Source organism: Chitinophaga sp. (assembly GCF_036566945.1).
Classification (GTDB): Bacteria; Bacteroidota; Bacteroidia; order Chitinophagales; family Chitinophagaceae; genus Chitinophaga.
In genome coordinates this window covers 1-18,212 of the sequence record NZ_DATCVJ010000227.1, presented here as the reverse complement: position 1 = coordinate 18,212, position 18,212 = coordinate 1, and the positions used below count along the sequence as shown (strand labels likewise).

At 43.9% G+C, this 18,212-nt stretch carries 15 protein-coding genes; 3 read left to right on the top strand and 12 right to left on the bottom strand.

The features are described from left to right. Window positions 1–433 precede the first annotated feature (433 nt). Together VIP81_RS06570 and hisS are read left to right on the top strand one after the other, a co-directional pair. Window positions 434–871, top strand: coding sequence for a low molecular weight protein-tyrosine-phosphatase (locus tag VIP81_RS06570; protein ID WP_331957674.1), 438 nt, complete (start codon window positions 434–436; stop codon window positions 869–871). Window positions 872–892: 21 nt separating this feature from the next. Then, window positions 893–2,242 (top strand): histidine--tRNA ligase, encoded by a 1,350-nt coding sequence (gene hisS / locus VIP81_RS06565; protein ID WP_331957673.1) that lies wholly within the window; start codon window positions 893–895, stop codon window positions 2,240–2,242. Between the two features lie 69 nt (window positions 2,243–2,311). On the opposite strand, the gene VIP81_RS06560 is transcribed toward hisS, so the two are convergent. The 5 genes from VIP81_RS06560 to VIP81_RS06540 form a co-directional block, all read right to left on the bottom strand. Further along, entirely contained in the window at window positions 2,312–4,345 is a 2,034-nt protein-coding gene (locus VIP81_RS06560; protein ID WP_331957672.1) for a protein-disulfide reductase DsbD family protein, read from the bottom strand. A gap of 105 nt (window positions 4,346–4,450) precedes the next feature. Beyond that, the gene (locus VIP81_RS06555) at window positions 4,451–4,906 is read right to left on the bottom strand and encodes a protein-disulfide reductase DsbD domain-containing protein (protein WP_331957671.1); all 456 of its coding nucleotides are present in this window, start codon (window positions 4,904–4,906) and stop codon (window positions 4,451–4,453) included. A 46-nt stretch (window positions 4,907–4,952) separates the two neighbouring features. Continuing rightward, window positions 4,953–5,645, bottom strand: coding sequence for a phosphoribosylformylglycinamidine synthase subunit PurQ (gene purQ / locus VIP81_RS06550; RefSeq protein WP_331957670.1), 693 nt, complete (start codon window positions 5,643–5,645; stop codon window positions 4,953–4,955). Between the two features lie 190 nt (window positions 5,646–5,835). Then, window positions 5,836–6,813: a hypothetical protein gene (locus VIP81_RS06545; protein ID WP_331957669.1), complete on the bottom strand. Its 978-nt coding sequence runs from the start codon at window positions 6,811–6,813 to the stop codon at window positions 5,836–5,838. A gap of 15 nt (window positions 6,814–6,828) precedes the next feature. Beyond that, entirely contained in the window at window positions 6,829–8,349 is a 1,521-nt protein-coding gene (locus tag VIP81_RS06540) for a hypothetical protein (protein WP_331957668.1), read from the bottom strand. Window positions 8,350–8,544: 195 nt separating this feature from the next. Between VIP81_RS06540 and VIP81_RS06535 the strand changes: the two genes are divergently transcribed. Further along, a complete protein-coding gene (locus VIP81_RS06535) occupies window positions 8,545–9,459 on the top strand; it encodes a TIGR01777 family oxidoreductase (RefSeq protein ID WP_331957667.1) in 915 nt (304 codons plus the stop codon). On the opposite strand, the gene VIP81_RS06530 is transcribed toward VIP81_RS06535, so the two are convergent. The 7 genes from VIP81_RS06530 to VIP81_RS06500 form a co-directional block, all read right to left on the bottom strand. After that, entirely contained in the window at window positions 9,449–10,693 is a 1,245-nt protein-coding gene (locus tag VIP81_RS06530; protein ID WP_331957666.1) for an anthranilate synthase component I family protein, read from the bottom strand. The two genes, VIP81_RS06535 and VIP81_RS06530, sit on opposite strands and share 11 nt — an antisense overlap. A 73-nt stretch (window positions 10,694–10,766) precedes the next feature. After that, complete coding sequence (locus tag VIP81_RS06525; protein WP_331957665.1) at window positions 10,767–11,219, bottom strand: hypothetical protein; 453 nt, start codon at window positions 11,217–11,219, stop codon at window positions 10,767–10,769. Window positions 11,220–11,312: 93 nt separating this feature from the next. Further along, window positions 11,313–12,584 (bottom strand): adenylosuccinate synthase, encoded by a 1,272-nt coding sequence (locus VIP81_RS06520; RefSeq protein WP_331957664.1) that lies wholly within the window; start codon window positions 12,582–12,584, stop codon window positions 11,313–11,315. Between the two features lie 236 nt (window positions 12,585–12,820). Beyond that, the gene (locus tag VIP81_RS06515; protein WP_331957663.1) at window positions 12,821–15,067 is read right to left on the bottom strand and encodes a bifunctional (p)ppGpp synthetase/guanosine-3',5'-bis(diphosphate) 3'-pyrophosphohydrolase; all 2,247 of its coding nucleotides are present in this window, start codon (window positions 15,065–15,067) and stop codon (window positions 12,821–12,823) included. Between the two features lie 147 nt (window positions 15,068–15,214). Continuing rightward, window positions 15,215–15,955 carry a response regulator transcription factor gene (locus VIP81_RS06510; RefSeq protein WP_331957662.1) on the bottom strand — a complete coding sequence of 247 codons (741 nt, stop codon included), beginning with the start codon at window positions 15,953–15,955 and terminating at the stop codon, window positions 15,215–15,217. A 229-nt stretch (window positions 15,956–16,184) separates the two neighbouring features. Beyond that, window positions 16,185–17,624, bottom strand: coding sequence for an alpha-L-fucosidase (locus VIP81_RS06505; protein WP_331957661.1), 1,440 nt, complete (start codon window positions 17,622–17,624; stop codon window positions 16,185–16,187). Window positions 17,625–17,626: 2 nt separating this feature from the next. Beyond that, the coding region (locus tag VIP81_RS06500) for a glycoside hydrolase family 2 protein (protein WP_331957660.1) at window positions 17,627–18,212 on the bottom strand (586 nt) is incomplete at its 5' end.

Below are 18,212 nucleotides of genomic sequence, written 5' to 3'. Positions count from 1 at the left end.
GTTTTTCTGCAAAAATTGCGAACAAACCAAAGAGTATAAAAAATATCCCTCTGATCAGCTCACCCATTGGCCGATACCTGTTTTCCTGTCGTCTGCTTGTTTGTTCTTCGTGTGTTTCCATGTTGCGAATTACAATTATACAAAAAAAAATTTTTTAATCGGGCAAAGAGAATTTTAGAAGAATGTTAAAAAACTGCCACAAAACCGCACTCGTTTGCTTATCCAGCCGCAATTTGAGGCATTTTTTCAACATGTTGTAATATTTCGATCTAAAATCTCATCATTTCCTGCATTTTACAATTTGCATCTATTTATGCTTTGTATCTGGAAAATTCCCGCTTTTTGTGCCTGTTTTCATGTTAAAGATGCAAATCAATGCACATTTCCATAATATCTTGTAGGTTTGCGGCCTGATATTCAAATATTGATCCGCATGAAAATATTAATGGTTTGCCTGGGTAATATTTGCCGTTCTCCTTTGGCAGAAGGGATTATGAGACATCTGGCGAACACGAAAGGGCTGAACTGGGAAATTGATTCTGCCGGCACAGGTAACTGGCATGTGGGACATTCACCGGATCACCGATCCGTGAAAGAAGCAAAGAAAAATGGCGTTGATATATCCGGCCTGCGTGGCAGACAGTTTCAGATCGCAGATTTTGATACATTTGACCTCATCTATGTAATGGACCGGAGCAATTATACCGATGTATTACGCAAAGCCCGCAACAACGCCGATAAAGCGAAAGTGCATTTCCTCCTGCCGGAACAACAGGAAGTACCTGATCCCTGGTTTGATGATGCACTTTTTGCACCAGTATATAAAATGATCTATAAGGCCTGCGAAAACATTGCAGACCAACAACAATAAAACTTTTAATAATTTTTTGAGATGATAAAACCCGGTATTCCTAAAGGCACCCGTGATTTTGGCCCGGTGGTAGTTAGAAAGCGTAATTATATTTTCCAAACCATCAGAGACACCTTTGAGGTATTCGGCTTCCAGCCGCTGGAAACGCCTGCGATGGAGAATTTGTCAACGTTGATGGGGAAGTATGGAGAAGAAGGAGATAAGTTGATGTTCAAAGTTTTGGACAATGGAGATATTTATACTAAAGCACAGCAGGCAAAAGATAACAGAGAGCTGGTAGCTGCAGTGACGGAAAAGGCATTGCGTTATGACCTGACTATTCCCTTCGCACGTTATGTAGTGATGAACCAAAACGAATTGGCACTGCCCTTCAAACGTTATCAAATGCAACCAGTATGGCGCGCCGACAAGCCCCAAAGAGGTCGCTATCGCGAGTTTTACCAATGTGACGCCGATGTGGTAGGTAGCAATTCCTTAATAAATGAGGTAGAATTATTGCTGATCTATGATACTGTACTGACTAAACTGGGCTTACAGGGATACGAGTTACGTATCAATAACCGCAAAATTTTGTTCGGACTGGCGGAAGTAATCGGCAAAACCGAGCTGCTGACTGATATTACCATTTCTATCGATAAACTGGATAAGATTGGTGCCGATGGCGTCAGAAAGGAATTACAGGAAAGAGGTTTGACTGATGCCGACATTAACACCATTGAGAAATTTCTGGCCATTGATGGGAGCAGTGATGAAAAACTGACCCAGTTAAAAGACTTGCTGCAATCATCTGAAACTGCTTTGAAAGGCATTGAGGAATTATCGTTTGTAATTAATTCAGGATATACCAGCTTTAATGCCACACCCATTATTGACGTGACCTTAGCGCGTGGTCTTAATTATTACACAGGTATGATTGTGGAAGTAAAAGCACCCGCTACTGTAAAAATGGGTAGCATTGGTGGCGGTGGCCGATACGATGACCTCACAGGACTTTTTGGACTGAAGGGCATTTCTGGTGTAGGTATCTCTTTTGGCGTGGATCGTATTTATGATGTACTGGAAGAATTGAAATTATTCCCGGAAACAGCACAGCAATCTACCAAAGTATTGTTCCTGAATCTCGGAGAAGACAGTGCCCGTGCAGCTTTTGGCTACATGATGCAATTGCGGAAGAGAGGTATTGCTGCAGAGCTATTTCATGAAAATGCCAAAATGGATAAACAAATGAAGTATGCAGATAAAAGAAGTATACCTTATGTGATCATTCTGGGTGACTCCGAATTACAGGAAAATATGATAAGTGTGAAAAACCTGACCAACCGCCAGCAGGATAAAATTAGTGCTGCGGAGTTATTGGATTATTCGTTCTGATATCCTGATATAAAAAGAAAGGCCGTTTGTTTCACAACAAACGGCCTTTCTTTTTATAATGAATTACACCTACTTACCATGACGTTTTGCAAATTCAGCTTTGGCACTTTCCAGGTATTTCACAAATGCATCTACATCTTCTTTAGGATCATAACCATATCCTTTGCTCACCAGTGGCTTTCCTTCCAGATCCACCGGAATATAGTAAGGCTGAGAATTACGGTTAAAGTGAGTCACTTCCAGATCCTGATTCTTCTCACCAATATTCCTCACCTTTTCACCTGCTTTATTAACGTATTTTTCCTCGTCAGACAGCGAAGTTTTCTCATCTGTATACAAAGAAGCTACGATGAAATCATTACGCAGGATCTTCATTACCGCCGGAGCAGACAATACAGATTTTTCAAACTTGCGGCAATTCACACAGGTATGTCCCGTGAAATCCAGCATTAATGGCTTATTGGCCACCTTTGCCGCTGCCAGTGCTTCTTCATAATCGAAAAACAGGCTTTCCACACCTGGAATCTCAGAATGTAAAATATCTACCAGCTTCTTAGGTTTCACCGTGTTAACATTACTGCCGCCGGCGCCGCTACCACCACCGCTTTCCAGCGATGCCTGTATATCTACCAGTGATTTATTCAGGTTAAAGTCCTGAGAACCTTCATGTGGCAGGAATCCGCTGATACCTTTCAATGGCGCGCCCCACATACCCGGAATCATATACACGGTGAATGTGAAAGTAACAATCGCAAAGCAGAGCCTTGTTACAGTAAGAAAAGGTACATCGCTGTCGTGGCTGAATTTCAGCTTACCGATCAGGTACAATGTGAGCAACGCAAAAATAGCAATCCACAGAGCCAGGAATATTTCTCTGTCCAGCAAATTCCAGTGATAAGCCATATCTACGTTGGAGAAAAATTTCAGTGCCAACGCCAGCTCCACGAAGCCCAGCGTTACTTTCACCGCGTTTAACCATCCACCGGATTTACCGATTTTATTCAGCAAACTAGGGAACAATGCAAATAGTGAAAATGGTATAGCCAGTGCCAGTGAGAACCCAAACATGCCGATTAATGGACCAGAGTTGCCGCCTTTGGCAGCCAATACCAGCAGGTTTCCTAAAATAGGACCCGTGCAGGAAAAAGATACAATCGCCAGGGTCAATGCCATGAAGAAAATACCTACCATGCTGCCCATACCCGCTTTGGAATCAGATACATTGGCCCAGGAACTAGGCAAACTGATTTCAAATGCACCCAGGAATGAGAAGGCAAACAACAGGAAGATCACAAAGAAAATCATGTTCGCAATTCCGTTGCTGGCCAATGAATTGAGTGCACTGGCACCAAATATCTTGGTGATCAGGAAGCCCAACAGGGTATAAATGATAATGATAGACAGGGAATAAATAAATGCATTCTTGATGCCTTCTGCCCTGGTAGCACTACGCTTTGTAAAGAAACTCACTGTGATAGGAATCATGGAGAACACGCAGGGCGTGATCAGCGCAATGAAGCCACCACCAAAGCTGGCAATGAATATCCACCACAGAGATTTATTGGATGCATCATCATCCGCTACATCTCCTTTTTCGGTGGTCGTACCTGCAGCAGCGGTTGTAGCAGTGGTAGCAGCAGCTGCTGTTTCCTCCACGGCCACGCTAAACACTTCTTCTTCAGGCACTGCGTCGTCACCTTTCAGCACCATATAGGTAATGGTGCCTTTCAATGCTGTTACAGGTCCTGTCAGTTTTACATCTGCCAGCAATTCAACCTCGTTCTCGAAATATTTGATGTCGAGGTTATCGAATAACGGCTCCTTGCGGTTTTCGAGTTTACCATTTTCGGTAATGCCTGTAATAGTGGCTTTAACACTGCTATCCAGCACCACCCGCGTATTAGGATCATCATTCCCCATTTTAGTAGAAAAAAGCAACCAGCCTTTTTCTACGGTGCCCTTCAAATGCAGCACATATTCCTGGTCATTTTTCTTTTCTGCAGAAAACTGCCATTTAACAGGCTTCGGGCTGGCGTCCTGCGCATTTGCGCTGAGCGCAAAAATGGCGAAGACAGGTATCAAAAATGAAAGCAGATGCTTCATAAAGTCTCTAGGCTTTAAATAATATAGATCTGAGAAAACAAGAAACGAGTTCCTTGTTGAAGGAACTCGTTTTACGAGTATTGTTATCAGTTACCGGATGCAAAATTATTTTCCTCCAACACTCACGGCAAACTCCACTTCTTTAGGAGGCAGACACTGGTGATCATCGCACACCATGAATTCCACGGAACCTTTTACTTTAGTAGCAGCCTTACCTTTTACAGTTACTTTCTGTACGAAATCTACCGTGTTTTCGTAGTATTTCAGTTCAGAGTTGAAGTTTTTATCAAATGACTTGTGCAGTTTACCTACTTCTTCCACTTTACCTGTTGCTACAGCCAGTGGATTCTTGGTGAATTTGAAAGCGGTGGGTACCGGACCTTCTCCAGCTTCCTGTGCATATACGTGCCAGCCGGCATCGATAGTAGCAGTAGCATGTACTTCGTAGGTAGTTGCATTTACTTTCTTGGCGGTGAAACTCCATTTTACCGGATTCTCGATCTGAGCGCTTGCCAGAATAGGCAAGGCGAACAAAGCCAGTGCTGTTAATAATTTTTTCATGCTTTTCTTTTTAATTGGTTGGTTGGTGGTTGATTGATTTAATCTATTAATTGTTGTTGATCAGACTTTGCAATATCAGCTGACCATCTGTATTACCCAAAGCAAGGCTGGTAGCTCTTTCCGGGTGAGGCATCATACCAAAGACATTTCTTCCTTTGTTACAGATACCTGCTATGTTACGGATGGCGCCGTTATGGTTAGCAGATTCAATAATGTTGCCAAACTCATCGCAGTAGCGGAATAACACCTGGTTGTTCTTAAACAGCTCGTCCAGTGTAGCGTCGTCAGCGTAGTAGCGGCCTTCTCCGTGTGCAATAGGAATCATCAGTGATCTGCCTGCCACATCTTTAGTAATGGATGCGGTAGTGTTTTCACTTTTCATATATACATTTTTGCAGATGAACTGCTGATGCTGGTTCTGTAACAATACGCCCGGCAGCAATCCTGCTTCACACAACACCTGGAAACCATTACAAACACCAATCACACGGCCACCTTTATTGGCAAATTCTATCACACTCTGCATCATTGGGCTGAATTTCGCAATAGCGCCGCAACGCAGGTAGTCACCATAAGAAAAACCACCCGGTAATACGATACAATCTTCTGTGCTGAATGCGCTCAGGTCTTTATCCTTATGCCACAGTTCTATTACTTCCTGTCCCAGATCATTACGCAGGGAATCAATCATATCATGATCACAATTAGAACCGGGAAAGGTGACAACGCCAAATTTCATCTGAAAATGTTTTGTGTTTATGTGTAAATAATGCTTTAAAAACTACTTTTTCCCCTGTGTTTTTATCATCATTTTTACGAATGACAAATCTACTGGGAAAGGACAAAATTACTTCGCCGCTCGCAATTTTCCATTGCCGTTTGTCCCGATTTAACAAATTACTGGTAATCAGCCCCTTAAAATGGAGAAATCAGCTGAAATATTGCATAACCACGACATAAGCCAATGTAATGAAGTGGATAATGTTGGCAAAAGTATCGTTGGTGACCGACCAGAACACGTTCCCCGCAAACATGGAAATAGGCAATACTGCCAGCACCCAGTAAGCAGCGGAGAAATGTACATTGAAGAAAGGTACCAGCATGGCTACCACTACATATATGATTAATGCCGCCCATATCTTGCGGCCTTGTATTAACATTTTCTTAAGCGGGCGCTGCAATAACAACCACCCAATCACAAAAAACAACAAACTGGCCACCATGGCTCCCCATACCTTATAATCGGTGATCATAGGCAGCGAGGCTCCTATGTTCGGGATCTTTCGCAATAAAGTCATCTGCCCCGTCAGAAACAGATAAGTACCCATCAGGTAAAGCGGACATATTAATCCCAGCACCGCAATAATCCACTCCGCCAGTCTGAATGCACGCATAATCAGCATACTCGCCAGCAGCAAAAAGCAAAAAATAACAGAAGGGAAATAAAACAACCCGCTCACACCCAATGCAAAACCAATATTAAATACCACGTCACGGGCAGAAGTACGTGTATACAGCTCCGTTATGCTGGTAAATACCCACAGCATAATCAGGTTCACCAACAAAGCCGGCGAAAATACATTCCAGCTTTGCAGCATAGACGTAAAGAGCAGAAAACACATCGCCGGCAAATAGGTAGGCCGGGGAAACAACCGGTGATGGTTGATAATACGGGTGAAAAGCAACGACTGCAGAAACAACATCAGCACCGCCAGCGAGGTGAAAAACAGGGGACTATCTCCCACCAAAGTTTGCATCCACTTCACCAACAGGTGATACAAAAGTCCCTCTGATCCATCTGCCATAAAGGTAGATGGATGAATCAGATAGTAAAACTTAACGACCAGTGTATATATTAACAACAGCAATACCGTAAGAGGATTGCCTGAACGGAAAAATCTTATCACAGTGCAAAGGTGTGATTAAAAGTCAATTTTAGCAAAGCAAATATAATTCCTGTAGATACATGGTATCACAACGGTACGACCGGAAATCTGTTTTCCATACCGGGGCATCCAGGTAAATCCTTTATCCAGATTGCGCAAGGTAGGCATACGGTTAACTTTACCTCCCGGAGCCAGGCTTACATCTGTCAGCATATAATTTCTTCTGTCCAGCTCATTGTACAGAAAACGCAGCTCACTACCCACGTTTACCATCAGGTAAGACAGATACAGATCAGCGTTATCGTCATATTGGCTCTTGTGTACGAAGTTGTTCCACTGCATATTGCCTTCATCATCAAAAGTCAATACCACTACATTATCATAGTGATAACGCAGTCCCTGTGAATTGTTCCAGTAGTAAGGATTATAGTACATGGAAGAATAAGGGGAATAGTAATAAGGTGCATACATGCCACTATAAGGGCTGCCATACATGTAATTCCACCTGTTCCAGGGCTGGTAGCGGGAAGAGGTAGAGAAAGATTCTGCGGTGAGCAGGAAACCTCCGTTGGCCGTATTAATAATCTTACGTATAAAGTAATCATTAAAAGCAGCGTTGGTACTGGATTCTCCGCGGGCATTTGCTTTCAGGTCGTCCGGAAATACCGTCGACTTCTCATATAACGCTTTATAATTGCCGTAGTCGTACTTATACAGGTATAAGCCTTCTACGTTCCCTCTTTTCTGTTTATAATAAAACGCAGTGACAAGTGCTGTATGCTTATTATTATCAAGCTTCATTTTTACTTCATCCAGCAGCTGGGCTTTGAATCCCATCGGCGACGTCTCGAAACTGTCTACCAGCGACCGTTTAACCACCATACTGCCGCCTACTACGTAGTCCCGGTTAGAGGTACGTTCCAATTTATTAAAGATAAAGTCACCGGTATTGGTCAGGTTAAAGTTGCTCAGGAACTGCTTTTTCTGCATCGGCATGGATAAACGGCTATTGTTCACCAGGCTCATAGCACTATCGTACAGGAAGGTATAAAAGACATTATTGTCTTCCCGGTCCTGGTTGATCTTATACACCATAATGCGGTGCTTATCTTCCGATACTTCCACAGAATATACTTTATTCTCTTTAGAATAAATACCAATGCGGGTAGAATCGATCAGGACAGGTGCATCGCTGAACGTAGCTTCCGGCGACATGGTAGCACAAAAGCTGTATACTGCGTCTTTCCGCTGGAACTGGTAAATCATCAGCACCTTATCGGCATAAGCCACAAAATCCATACTGATTACCTTACGGGGCAGGAAATCCAGTTTCACCCTGTTTTTCAGCTGCATCGCGTTGTCATATACCGATACCACGTAATCACCGCGGTCTGTTTTATACACAAGGATATTGCCGGACACCTTGCCTATAATCTCAAACTCAGTGCTTTTGTAGTCATCCTTCTCCGGTTCCGAATAAGTGATTTTCTGTGCCATTGCTGCCGTGCCGGCGAAAAGCAGCAACAATACTAACTGTAGGCGGTATAGCGTATGCATGCGGTAATATAGATTTCAAATATTGTATGATAAAGCAGATGGCACATTTGCATGCACCATTTTCAAACTTACATTAAAATTCAGAAATTAAGTTGTCAATTTAAAGCTGGTAAGTCCTGCCTTTACATAAATTCCAAAAGGCCCGATTTATTGTGTATTTTTATTAAATTATTTTTAAAACGCAGCTATTACTTAATGGAAACCGTTATTATAACCGGTGGAACAGGACTTATAGGGACGGCACTAACCCGGCTGCTGCTGGAGCGCGGCTATAAGGTAATCATTCTTAGCAGACGCCCTGAAACCGGCAGCAACGAGGCCGTAACATATGCCCCCTGGAACGTTGATACACAAACGATAGACAAAGAGGCCATTCAACAGGCAGATTATATAGTGCACCTGGCGGGGGTCAATGTAGGCGATAAACGCTGGACGGCCGCCCGTAAACAGGAAATTATTGACAGCCGCACCAAAAGCAGTGAACTCCTGTTCACCGCACTGAAAACAATTCCCAACAAGGTAAAAAAAGTAATCAGTGCCTCCGCTACCGGCTACTACGGAGAGTTTAAAGACCATCCGTTTACAGAAACCGATCCGGCGGATAACGATTATCTGGCCACTACTACCCAGGCATGGGAACAAAGTATTTCAAAAGTAACGACACTTGATAAAAAGCTGGTTATTTTCCGCACAGGCATTGTCCTGAGCCGGGAAGGCGGCGCATTAAAAGAATTCTACAAACCACTCCGGTTTGGATTTGCTACCGTATTGGGTTCCGGGGAGCAGTTTGTACCCTGGGTACATATTCATGATATTGTAAGATTATATTTCAATGCGGTTGTCAACGATAAACTCGAAGGCATATACAATGCGGTAAGCCCCAATCCTGTAACTAACAGGGAACTGATTCTCAGTATGGCCAAGATCGTGAAGGGACGCAGCTTTATGACCACTTATGTGCCTGCCTTTGCCCTGAAAATGGTGTTGGGAGAAATGAGTGTGGAAGTATTGAAGAGCGTAAAAGCTTCTGCCGGCAAAATACAACAAACCGGTTTTCAGTTTTCTTATCCTACCATCAACGAGGCGATGGAGCAGCTGTTCAGCCAATAATGGTTTTTTCCATAGCTGCTGCTTTCAATAAACATTCTTCCCATTCTTTTTCCGGATCACAGTAAAACGTAATCGCGGAACCGGTCTGGAAGGAAAGGTATTGATTGTCGGCATTATACAGCATACTGCGGATCACTACATTAAAGTCGAAGTCGCCGGTGGGCGTAATATAGCCTACTGCGCCGGAATAAAGCCCCCGGCGGGTTTGCTCGTACTGTTCTATGAGCTGCATCACTCTCATTTTGGGTGCGCCTGTCATAGAGCCCATGGGAAATGAGGTGCGTAATACTTCTGTAAAAGGCAACTGCGGAGATAATTGTGCGGCCACAGTAGAGATCATGTGGTGCACATGTGCAAAAGAGTAAATCCCAAAGAGTTCCGTTACTTTCACGGTCCCCTGTAGCGCAGTATGAGATAAATCATTGCGCACCAGGTCTACCACCATCACATTTTCCGCCCGTTCTTTTGCGTTGTTCAGTAGCTGTTGTTGCAACTGCTGGTCAATAACCGGATCCGGATCTTTGCGACTGGTGCCTTTAATTGGTTGTGAAATCACGGTGTTCCCTTTTTTCTGCATAAATCGCTCCGGGCTGGAACAGGCCATGTAACGGTTGTGCAGGCGGTAGTAGGCCGCAAATGGTGCGGGCGATAATGCATTTAGCTGAGCGAATAAAGCCCGCGGATACACGCTCACTTCTTCCATATAATTTTCACGGCAGAAATTAACTTCATAGCAGTCGCCACGAAGAATATGCTGCTGCAGCTCTTTCACTGCGGTAATATAGCGTTGATGATCCAAACGGCTGCGCAGTGGCTGCAGGCGGGAGTTGCGGACCGGTGTCACGTTGACGGGCATACGTAAACAAGCCGTAAATACCGCATAGGCATCCTGCTCACTGAAGGCTTCTCCGCCAATATGTACCTGTCCTTCCTGAAGCTGCATCACTACACGCGGCAGAAAGAAACACATATCAGGAAAGCCGATACCGTCAAAGTGTTGGGACTGCAGTCCTGGCACAGTCTCGTTTTTGAGATCATATGCGAGGTGGCCAAAAAGCCAGTCCTGATGAGTGTTATAAAACTGCTGTAAAGCCGGGAAAGCATTTCCTGCATTTACTTCGAGGGTATGCAGGGCATCTGCGGCGAGTATGGCTTCGTACTGATGGTTGGGAGAATGATAATTATTATTATCTAAAAAACAACAAATGTTGAACTGGTTTCCCCAATCCAACATTTGTTGCTTAAATATTTTCTGATTATCAACCGGAAAGGTGTGGAATATCCTGATAACAATCGCGTTTTAGTGCTTAAAAATCATCATCATCATCATCAAAACGATCGTTGAACAGATCCATGTCTTTGAATTCATCATCGATGCCCAAATCGTCATCATCATCGGCTTTTTTAGTGCCGGTGGCTGGACGACCACGTTTTCCTTTTGACTTAGGCATGTCAAATTCTTCAAAATCAGGATCATAGTCATCATCCTCCCCTTTTTCCCAGGCGTCATCAGCATCGTCTCCGTCATCATCAGCATCATCATCTCCATCCTCATCGTCATCTTTACGTTTGGATTTAGATGCGGACTTATCTGATTTCTTTGAGGCAGATTTGGAAGGTTTCACATCTTCATCATCATCTTCCTCATCATCATCATCCACCTCTTTCTTAGGCTTGGCCGCAGCTTTAGGAGCGTCTTTTGCAGTCTTAGGAGAAGTAGTTTTTTTGGTCTCTTTCTCTTTATCAGATTTTGATTTCATAATAGGTTGCCTTATTTCTTTGCCGTAAAGTTTTAATAGTTTTTTTTATTCGCCAAATTTTTTTTGCCGTTTTTTTTCCTTACTTTTTTCCTTTTACTTTTCGAGGATCTGATCACGTCCGGGTCCGTTAGAAACGTATTTCACGGGCACACCCAAATAGCTATCCACAGCTGCAACAAATGCTTTCATCTCTGCTGGTAACTCGTTGAATTGCTTGCAGGTAGAAGTTTTGTCACTCCAGCCGTTAAATGTCTGCAAGACAGGTTTAATGTCCAGACCGTTCAACTGGAAAGGTAACTGCTTCGTTTGCTGACCATTTATTTCGTAAGCGGTGCACGCTAAAACTTCATCAAATTCATCCAGTACATCACTTTTTGTCATTACCAGCTGGGTAACACCACTCAGCATGCAGGTATAGTTCAGTGCTACCAGGTCAATCCAGCCACAACGGCGTGGACGGCCGGTAACCGCGCCAAATTCATGACCGGCACTACGCAGCTGTTCACCAGTAGCATCATGCAATTCAGTAGGGAAAGGTCCGCTACCAACGCGGGTGCAATAAGCTTTGGTGACGCCAATTACTTCTTTGATCCACTGAGGAGCAATACCTAAACCGGTACATACGCCCGCAGAAATAGTGTTGGAAGAAGTAACGAACGGATATGTTCCGAAGTCTACATCCAGCATACTTCCCTGTGCTCCTTCTGCCAATACTTTTTTACCGGCTTTCAGTTTTTCATTCAGGAAATATTCGCCACTTACTACATTCATTTTCTGCAGGAAAGGAATCGCTTCAAAAAACTCAGCTTCCCATACAGCTATATCTTCTGTAAACTCGTTGATATCATACTGACACAACAGTTGCAGGTGCTTATGCTTCAGTTTCTCGTACTGCTCTTTAAAATCAGGCGCCAATACATCTCCCACACGCAAACCGTTTCTTCCGGTTTTATCCATGTAAGCGGGACCAATACCCTTTAAAGTAGAGCCTATTTTATCATTACCTTTTGCTATTTCGGACGCTTTGTCCAGTGCACGATGCGTAGGAACAATGATATGCGTTTTTTCCGCTATAAACAGATTTTTTGTCAGATCCACACCCAGTGCTGAGATATCTTCACTTTCTTTTTTGAAAGCTACGGGATCCAGTACTACTCCGTTACCAATCAGATTGATGGTCTTTTCATGGAATACACCGGAAGGAATTGTACGCAGTACTACTTTCTGTCCGTTTACATATAAAGTGTGACCAGCGTTCGGGCCACCCTGGAAACGGGCAATCACGTCGTACCTGCCGGCAAAATAGTCCACAATCTTACCCTTGCCTTCGTCGCCCCATTGCAGGCCTAACAAAACGTCTACCATAATGATTTAATTAAATATCGGAGGTTGTTGCTTTAAAAGAAGTCGCAAAATTAAGGCGAATATTAACAAATACAAATTTTGTGAGCTTTTAGCCATTAGCTTTTAGCTTTTAATAAATGCTGCGAAGACCAATTATGGTCTTTCAGCAGTTAGCTTTGAGCAAATACAACAACCATGAAGTTAAGCTAATCTTCGCTGCATTTATTAAAAGCTAACTGCTAAAAGCCCAAAGCATATCAGGATTCTTCCAGACGTTGTATAGATTGAATTCCTTCCAGTGTTTTAAGCCGTTCTACGAGTTCGTCCAGCTCCTCCTTGTCATGCACATATACTTTAATCAAACCCTCAAATAAGCCTTCTTTCGACTCAATACTAAGAGCGGAAATATTAATCTTCAATTCTCCGGAAATGATATTGGTAATTTTGTGGATCACACCCACATCATCCATACCAATAATACGTAATCCCGTCAGGAAAGAAATTTCGCGGTTCTTCACCCACTTGGTTTTCACCACCCTGTGGCCATAATTAGCCAGTAGCTGCGCGGCATTGGGGCAATTGGTACGATGTATTTTCAGCCCTTCGCTGGCGGTAATAAAGCCAAATACATCGTCTCCGGGAATAGGGCGACAGCAGTTGGCCAGTTTGTAGGCAATCTTATCGGAGCTTTCTCCAAAAATAATCAGTTCTGCATCCTTTTTGGAAGGCAGCTGATGCTTTATATGTTCTTCCGGTACGTGTTCCGGCACTTTCACCGGTTTAGGAGGTTCCAGCTTATCGCCCAGTACATTAAACTGTTTTAACTCCTTGAGGTCAATGTTTTTAACGGCTACCTGGTAATACAGATCAAGCGGAGAAGGTTGTTTGTAAAACTGAACCAGTTCATTGATATTATGCTGATTAACAGAAATATTCATGTGAGACAACTTCCGCTCCAGCGCAGCTTTCCCATCCATGGCCACTTTGCGCTTTTCTTCCTTCAGCGCATCCTTGATTTTGGATTTGGCTTTGGCGGTGAGCACAAAATTCAGCCAGTCTTCCGACGGCTTTTGTTTATTGGAAGTAATGATCTCTACCTGGTCACCACTGCGCAGCTTATGGCTCAGGGGTACCAGCTTATAATTCACTTTGGCACCAATACATTTATTCCCTACGGCACTGTGGATAGAATAGGCAAAATCAAGCGCAGTAGAGTTTACCGGCAATATTTTCAAGTCCCCTTTGGGGGTATATACATAAATTTCTTCTGTAAACAGGTTACTCTTGAAATCGGCCAGGAAGTCCAGTGTATTAGAATCCGGGTTGTTCAGTATTTCCCGGATCTGGGTAAACCACTGATCAAATTTTGATTCCTGTTGCGGAGAAGCGCCACTACCTTCCTTGTAACGCCAGTGCGCCGCCACACCTTTTTCAGCATAATCGTTCATGCGTTTGGAGCGGATCTGTACTTCCACCCATTTACCATTGGGCCCCATCACTGTTACGTGCAAAGCCTCGTACCCATTGGATTTGGGGTTACTGAGCCAGTCGCGCGTTCTTTCAGGGCTAGGATGATAAAAGTCGGTGATAATGGAATACACTTTCCAGCAATCTGCCTTTTCCTTATCCAGCGCGGAGTCCAGGATTATACGGATAGCAAAAAGATCGTATACTTCTTCAAAGGCTACGCCTTTGGTTTTGATTTTATTATGAATAGAATGGATCGATTTCGGGCGGCCGTAAATCTCGAACTCAAATCCTTCTTCCTGCAGCACCTCTTTGATAGGCTTGATAAACTCGTTGATATAGCGGGTGCGCTCACGTTTGGTTTCCTTGAGGCGCCTGGCTATTTCCCGGTAGGTTTGCTGCTCGGTATATTTCATCGCCAGGTCTTCCATCTCGGATTTAATATTATATAATCCAAGGCGGTGTGCCAGCGGCGCATAAATAAATACCGTTTCGGAGGCGATCTTCAACTGTTTTTCCCGGCTCATGCTGTCGAGGGTACGCATGTTATGCAACCTGTCGGCCAGTTTGATCAGTATTACCCTGGGATCATCTGCCAGCGTCAGTAATATTTTCTTGAAGTTTTCTGCCTGTGCGGTACTGGTGCTGGAATCGATAACGGTTGATATTTTTGTCAGACCGTCTACGATGTGCGCAATTTCATTACCAAATTCGCGGGATACATCTTCCAATGTTACTTCTGTATCCTCTACGGTATCGTGTAACAATGCACAGATGGCGGAGCGTACACCCAGCCCTATTTCTTCCACACAAATCTGTGCTACGGCCAGTGGATGCAGGATATAAGGCTCCCCGGATTTGCGCCGCATTTCCTTATGTGCATCAGCTGCCATTTCAAAAGCAGTACGTACCAGCTCCCTGTCGCCTTTTTTCAAACGGGGTTTTAATGCCCTTAATAAAGCACGGTAATGCCGAACGATCTCTTTCTTTTCCTGCTCTTCGTCTAAATTATATTTTTGTACTACCACTGTTTCCATTAGAATAAAGTTACGATTTAATATAATCTGAAAGAAAAGCCGACAGTGAAAAAGCGGAGGTTTGCTATAAATGACCTGCCCCTTTCCGGTACTAACACCAGAAAAGGGCAGGAGCGATGATTGTTTAGGTTAGCTATGACTCGCAGGTCACGTAAGTGGAACACATATTTTAACGGGCAGTAATGTTTCGGGGACATTCAGGCGCAGGCCTACGTTATACACTGTTTCCAGTTCTACGCGTGGCTCCAGCTTCAACTGTTTCCGGATGCGGCCAATGAATACATCCATACTGCGGCTGGCGTAAAAGTCCTCTTTTCCCCATACCCTCAACAACACTTCATCTTTCTGCACAATAATATTGGGACGGCTCAGGAAATACCGCAGCATTTTGGCTTCTATAGGGGATAACTTGCTTTTTACGAGCTTACTTTCAGTTTCATAAATTTTCAGCTTCCGGTAATGGTAGGTGTAGGTCCCCAGGTTATGCCCGATCAGCAGCTCCGTTCTGTTAGGACGGGTCCATTTCAGGATTACCTTAATTCTTTTCACCAGTTCTTCAAAACTGAAAGGCTTTATGATGTAGCCATCTCCCCCCAGTTCAAAGCCGCTGATGCGGTCTTCCGGCTGGGTTCTTTCGGACGACAGGAAAAAAATCGGCGTCAGCATGGTGCTGTTCCGGATTTCTTTGGCCAGTTCAAACCCATTCATTTTAGGAATGACGATGTCGATCAGGCAAATATCATAGCGGTTCCGGACGTAGAGATTCCAGGCATCCACTCCATCATAGCAGTGTTCTACATTATAGCCAGCCTGCTCCAGGTGCTGTTTTACAATGCCACCAAAGGCTTTATCATCTTCAACAAGTAAGACTCTTGGGTTTCTGTTCATAAAGCTATCATTTGTGATAATCCCGATTGTGAACTCCCCATTTGCGATAAACAAACGGACTTTGCTTCCAATGGCCACTACATTCATTTGCCAGGAAGCGTTTTGTCGTTTACATCCTCCGGCTAAAAAGCAGGATGAATTTCACGCTCCGTCTATAAAACAAAAAAGAGATGGCCGCGGGTAAGCGACCATCTCTTTTTTTTATTTATCAACACTAATTCACATCAATTCACAGTTTTTCCACACTCGCTATTTTAATAGCCACGGCATGCTGAAATCCTTTCTGACGAATAGATTCAGGCACTTGTATCTCTACGCCGGCAGCTGTAGTTTTCCACACCAACTTATTGGTAGTTCCGAGCATCTGTAAACGTGTTCCTTTAGCAGGATTTAATCCTTTGAAAGTAATTACGGCAGGTAATTTTTCATTTTCATCCAGCAGATAGATCGCATATACGCTACCATCCTTTTTACGGGTGAAACATACTTTACCATCTTTATAAGGTGCTACTGCACGGGTGCCGTAAATAGCATCACCGTTGATATGCATCCATGCGCCCATACCTTTCATGGTAGCATAAGCCGCTTCGTGCAACTCTCCATCAGGGCCAGGCGCCACATTCAGCAGGTAGTTACCACCTTTGGCTACAATGTCCACCAGGTTGTGGATCAGCGTATTCACTGACTTATATTTATCGTTCGGCGCGTACGACCAGGAACTGCCCATGGTCATACAGGTTTCCCAGGGATAGCTCAATGGCTTTGCCGGAATTTCCTGTTCAGGAGTACGGTAGTTTTCATACGGACCATGCACACTGCGGTCTACCACAATCAGTCCCGGCTGATGGCTGCGGGCCATAGTAGTAATTTTACCCATATCAATATCTTGATCCTGCGGAGCTGTTTGACTCCAGGAAAGAGATTCTTTGGTTTGCTGTTTCAATGGACGTACCCAGCCACCATCCAGCCAAAGGATGTCCAGCTTGCCATAACCCGTCATCAGTTCTTCGATCTGATTATAGGTAAACTGCTTGAACTGGTTCCATCTTTCCGGATATTTTTTTAAATCATAATTCACATTCCTATCCTTAGGCGGGAAATAACTCCACCAGTAGTATTCGGTGTGCCAGTCGGGCTTAGAGAAGTAAGCGCCTGCGTGGATACCTTCTTCCCGGAAAGCCTGGAAGACTTCCTTCGCGAGGTTAGCCCGCGGATTTTTGCTGAAAGCACCATCTGCGGCCGTGATCTTATAGTCTGTTTGTTTGGTATCAAACATACAGAAGCCATCATGGTGTTTGGTCGTAAATACCAGGTACTTCATACCTGCATCCTTGGCGGCTTTAGCCCATTTTTCAGGGTTAAAGTGAACCGGATTAAATGATTTCCCCAATGCTTCATACTTTTTCAGGTAGTCATAATAGGGAATGCCTGCCGGCTTACGCTGCGTCCAGCCTTCATCTTCCGGACAAATACTCCAGGACTCCACTGCTCCCCATTGGGAATAAGGCCCCCAGTGCATAATCATCCCAAATTTCCAATCCTGCCATTCATCCAGCTTTTGTACAACTGCCTGATCTGTTTCAGGTACATAAGGATGCTCTTCGCTTTGTGCATTGGCGGCACTGATGCCCAGCCACGCACAGCCTAATACGATCCAGAATTTTTTCATTGTCAATGTTTATAAGACGATTCTAAAGTGGTTATCTTCAATGCCTGCTGAATTATTTCAGGCAATTGCTTTGTTTGCAACCTGATAGTCCGGCTTTCTCCAGGCAACAGGTCAAAATAATTTTCTTCAAAATGTTCCGTTGTCAGTGCATTATCCAGCGACAAACAGATATTTCTGGCCAGCTTGTCTGTTTTCAGACGAATATAAACGGCCCCTTTATCATTCGCGACTTTACTGGTCACTATCTCCAGGTGAGGCGTTTCCAGGTTCATCTCTTTCGCAGGAGCAAAGTAAAAGATATTCCGCTCCATATCCTTATTGTCTATTCGCAGTTGCGCATAGAATATTACCGTTGCCGGGTTTTTTCCTTTCAAAATAGCCGCCGTATCGATCGCATGTACCCTTGCACTGGTATTACTATTTAATTTTATATCCTTCAGTTCATTCTGCCAGATAACTTTACCATTCACATCTACCGCCGTCATCAGCAGGCTGGCTGCTCCCTGGTATTCATCTGTAACAATATAGGTAGATAGTTGTCCCTTTTCTATTACACTGGATACAAGGCGGGGCTTAAATGCCTCTTTT

Bases quoted from the DNA above. Each gene is read 5' to 3' on its own strand.
- VIP81_RS06570 (WP_331957674.1), top strand. From the start codon at position 434: ATGAAAATATTAATGGTTTGCCTGGGTAATATTTGCCGTTCTCCTTTG.
- hisS (WP_331957673.1), top strand. From the start codon at position 893: ATGATAAAACCCGGTATTCCTAAAGGCACCCGTGATTTTGGCCCGGTG.
- VIP81_RS06560 (WP_331957672.1), bottom strand. From the start codon at position 4,345: ATGAAGCATCTGCTTTCATTTTTGATACCTGTCTTCGCCATTTTTGCG.
- VIP81_RS06555 (WP_331957671.1), bottom strand. From the start codon at position 4,906: ATGAAAAAATTATTAACAGCACTGGCTTTGTTCGCCTTGCCTATTCTG.
- purQ (WP_331957670.1), bottom strand. From the start codon at position 5,645: ATGAAATTTGGCGTTGTCACCTTTCCCGGTTCTAATTGTGATCATGAT.
- VIP81_RS06540 (WP_331957668.1), bottom strand. From the start codon at position 8,349: ATGCATACGCTATACCGCCTACAGTTAGTATTGTTGCTGCTTTTCGCC.
- VIP81_RS06535 (WP_331957667.1), top strand. From the start codon at position 8,545: ATGGAAACCGTTATTATAACCGGTGGAACAGGACTTATAGGGACGGCA.
- VIP81_RS06530 (WP_331957666.1), bottom strand. From the start codon at position 10,693: ATGTTGGATTGGGGAAACCAGTTCAACATTTGTTGTTTTTTAGATAAT.
- VIP81_RS06525 (WP_331957665.1), bottom strand. From the start codon at position 11,219: ATGAAATCAAAATCTGATAAAGAGAAAGAGACCAAAAAAACTACTTCT.
- VIP81_RS06520 (WP_331957664.1), bottom strand. From the start codon at position 12,584: ATGGTAGACGTTTTGTTAGGCCTGCAATGGGGCGACGAAGGCAAGGGT.
- VIP81_RS06515 (WP_331957663.1), bottom strand. From the start codon at position 15,067: ATGGAAACAGTGGTAGTACAAAAATATAATTTAGACGAAGAGCAGGAA.
- VIP81_RS06510 (WP_331957662.1), bottom strand. From the start codon at position 15,955: ATGAACAGAAACCCAAGAGTCTTACTTGTTGAAGATGATAAAGCCTTT.
- VIP81_RS06505 (WP_331957661.1), bottom strand. From the start codon at position 17,624: ATGAAAAAATTCTGGATCGTATTAGGCTGTGCGTGGCTGGGCATCAGT.